Source organism: Streptomyces sp. NPDC043680 (assembly GCF_056436685.1).
In genome coordinates this window covers 1-3,308 of the sequence record NZ_JBWKCE010000042.1, presented here as the reverse complement: position 1 = coordinate 3,308, position 3,308 = coordinate 1, and the positions used below count along the sequence as shown (strand labels likewise).

General features: G+C 72.3%; 4 protein-coding genes. 3 read left to right on the top strand and 1 reads right to left on the bottom strand.

Annotated elements, in window-relative coordinates; all coding sequences use genetic code 11:
- Both AC0666_RS33900 and AC0666_RS33895 read left to right on the top strand, forming a co-directional pair.
- A partial coding sequence (locus AC0666_RS33900) for an adenosylhomocysteinase (RefSeq protein WP_351650166.1) occupies nucleotides 1-95 on the top strand: 95 nt, incomplete at its 5' end.
- Nucleotides 96-195: 100 nt separating this feature from the next.
- Entirely contained in the window at nucleotides 196-813 is a 618-nt protein-coding gene (locus tag AC0666_RS33895; RefSeq protein ID WP_468588175.1) for a hypothetical protein, read from the top strand.
- A gap of 3 nt (nucleotides 814-816) precedes the next feature.
- Here AC0666_RS33895 and AC0666_RS33890 read toward each other — a convergent pair whose 3' ends face one another.
- Nucleotides 817-1,749 (bottom strand): RDD family protein, encoded by a 933-nt coding sequence (locus tag AC0666_RS33890; protein ID WP_468974636.1) that lies wholly within the window; start codon nucleotides 1,747-1,749, stop codon nucleotides 817-819.
- Nucleotides 1,750-1,920: 171 nt separating this feature from the next.
- Here AC0666_RS33890 and AC0666_RS33885 point away from each other — a divergent pair, with 171 nt between their 5' ends.
- A complete protein-coding gene (locus AC0666_RS33885) occupies nucleotides 1,921-2,928 on the top strand; it encodes a stage II sporulation protein M (protein WP_361726117.1) in 1,008 nt (335 codons plus the stop codon).
- The last annotated feature ends 380 nt before the right edge of the window (nucleotides 2,929-3,308 follow it).

Here is a 3,308-nt window from a genome sequence, read left to right as displayed (position 1 = left end):
TCGGCGTCAAGCTGACCACCCTGCGCCCGGAGCAGGCCGAGTACATCGGCGTCAAGGTCGAAGGCCCGTACAAGCCGGACCACTACCGCTACTGATCCCCGACGCGGCAGCGGCAGCACGTCGAAGGCAGGCCCCCGGCAGCACGCCGGGGGCCTGCCCCGTATCCATCCGACACCACCCGAGGACCCAGCTCCCATGCCCCGCGGCCGCTACTCGCTCCACGACCCGCACGACCACGCCCCCCTCGGCGAGGAGCACTTCCACTGCGCCCCCGGCCCCTCCGGCTGGCGCTACGTCTCCCAGCTCACCGGCCTGGACGGCGACCACCGGGGCTCGGTCGACCTGGCGGTCGACGAGCTGGGCCGCCCCATCCGCCTCGAACTGAACGCGGCGAGCTGGCAGGTCCGCGGCGCCGCCATCGACGGTGTCACCTGGGTCCGCAGCGACCCGAGCGGCACCGAGGCCACCGAGGGCAACGTCGCCGCGGGCGGCTTCACCGGCACCTCACCGGCCTTCCTGGTGGCGACGGCCCGCCTGCTCCGCCTGACCCCCGGCGCGCCCGCCACGCGGGTCCGGCTCGTCGCCTTCACCGATCCGGTGCTCGCGCCCCGCACCGTCGACCAGGCGTGGGCGCTGCTCGGGCGCGCGGAGCACCCGACGGACAGCGGACCGCTGGTGGTGGACGAGTACCAGGTCACCGCCCTGGACACCGGTGAGGTCCACACGGTCCACCTGGCCGGGGACGTGGTCCTCGCCGCCCCCGGGATCGAGCTCGAACACCTGGAGACCCCGCCCTCGACCTTCGAGGAGTAACCCTCAGGCGGGCGGCGCGAATCCGGTACGGCGCACGGGCTCGGCGGGCGGCTGGACCGGGGCGGCGGGAGCGGCCGGCCCCGCCGGACCGTATCCGGGCACGGCAGCCGGTACGGGCACGGCAGCCGGTACGGGTGGAGCGCCGTGTGCGGGAGCAGCAGCCGGTACGGGCGCAGCCGCGTGCCCCGGGGTGCCGAAAGCCCGGGCCGCATCCCGCGACTGCCGTTCGTGCACCACCGCCATCAGGTACGCGGCCGCGGGCACGCCGACCGGCGCGGGCGCCCCCGTACGCGCCACCAGGTCGTCCGCCAGCCGGGCCGCCATCCCCGCACCCACCTGCGGATCCAGCTGGTTCATCCGCGTCAGGTACTGCCGTATCGCCAGCCACAGCCCGTCCGGGACCGCCGACAGGTCCAGCCCGGCGAACCGCCCGGCCAGCCAGGGCGGAGGCGGCGGCACCGGCATCACCCGGGCCCCCGGCACCCGCTCCCGGACCACCAGCGTCCCCGCGAACACGTCGCCGAGCCGCCGCCCCCGCGCCGACACCAGGGAGGCGAGGCACGCCACGGTCCCGAAGGTCCCCAGCAGCTCGATGACCCCCATCGCCCCGCGGACCAGGGCGTGCCGGAAACGGATGGGCCCGCCGTCGTCCCGCACCACGCGCAACCCGCACGCGAGCTTCCCGAGCGAACGCCCGTGGCTCAGGGTCTCCACCGCGATCGGCACCCCGACCAGCAGCAGCAGGAAGGACGCCACCGCGACGGCCGCGACGGCGGCCTCGTCCAGCGACGCGGTGGCGAAGCCCAGCCCGATGGAGATCAGGAGGTAGCCGGTGAGGTAGACGACCAGGTCGAGGAGGACCGCCAGCGCCCGGCTCGGAACCCTCGCCGGCCGCAGGCCCAGGACGACCGCGTCCCCCGTCACCAGATCGCTCACCGCTGCACACCTTTCACGTGGCCGGACCCGCCCCTTGGTCATCCAGTCTGCCAAGCTGACCACCGTAGAACTAAGCAGAACCAAGCAGTACCCAGCAGAACCAAGCAGTACCGAGCAGAACCAAGCAGTACCGAGCAGGAGCCAGGTCCTGGGGCAGGGGAGCGGAACCGGATGGATCTCGACGTCTTCGTCACGGCCCACCGGGCGGAATGGGACCGCCTGGAACAGCTCCTGGGCCGCGGACGCCGGCTGACCGGAGCCGAGGCCGACGAGCTCGTCGCCCTCTACCAGCGGGCCTCCACCCACCTCTCCCTGATCCAGTCCAGCGCCCCCGACCCCCTGCTCACCGGCCGCCTGACCCAGCTGGTGGCCCGCGCCCGCGCCACCGTGACGGGCACCCGCCGCGCAGGCTGGCGAGACGCGGCCCACTTCTTCACGGCCGCCTTCCCGGCCGCCGTCCACCGCAGCCGCCGCTGGTGGATACCGACGGCGCTGCTGTCCACCCTGCTCGGCGTGCTCATCGGCTGGTGGATAGCCACCCATCCCGAGGTCCAGGGCGCCATCGCCGCCCCGGAGGAGCTGCAGGCGCTGACGGAGCCGGGCGGCGGGTACGAGACGTACTACTCCAGCCACCCCGCGGCCTCCTTCGCCGCCAAGGTGTGGACGAACAACGCCCAGGCCGCCGCGATGTGTCTGGTCCTGGGAGCGTTCCTCGGGATCCCGGTGCTCTGGATCCTGTTCCTGAACATGGTCAACCTCGGGGTGGGCATCGGCCTGATGGCCTCCGCCGACCGCCTCGACGTCTTCCTCGGCCTGATCCTCCCGCACGGCCTGCTCGAACTGACCGCCGTGTTCGTCGCCGCCGGCACGGGACTGCGCCTCGGCTGGACGGTCATCGACCCGGGCCCCCGCACCCGCCGCGCGGCCCTCGCGGAACAGGGCCGCGCCGCCCTGGGCATGGCCATCGGGCTGGCGGTGGTCCTCTTCGTGTCGGGTCTGATCGAAGGCTTCGTCACCCCGTCCGGCCTCCCCACCTGGGCCCGTATCGCCATCGGCGTCGCCGCCGAGGCCGCGTTCCTGCTGTACGTGTACGTCCTCGGCGGCCGGGCGTCCCGCGCGGGCGAGGTGGGCGACGTCGAAGCCGCCGACCGCACGGCCACGCTCCCGACCGCCGCCTGATGTGCGGGAGGGCCCGCGGAGCTGCTAGTCTCCTCGTCGTCCCGCAAAGGCTGTTGACACGGCTGGATCGGGGAGGTAGATTCGAACGGTTGCCTGGGCTGGACAAGCCCAGCCGTGATGGTTTAAAATCTCTCTCGCCCTGACGGAATTGAATTCCTGTCGGGCGCAGCCGACTCCTCAGTCAGGAAATCGAAGCCGGGAAATCCGGTGGAAAACTTCTGATAGAGTCGGAACCGCCGGAAAGGGAAAACGCGAAAGCGAAGAACCTGGAAAGCGAGCGGGACGGACTCTGATAGAGTCGGAAACGCAAGAACGAAGGGAAGCGCCCGGAGGAAAACCCGCGAGGGTGAGTACGAAGGAAGCGTCCGTTCCTTGAGAAC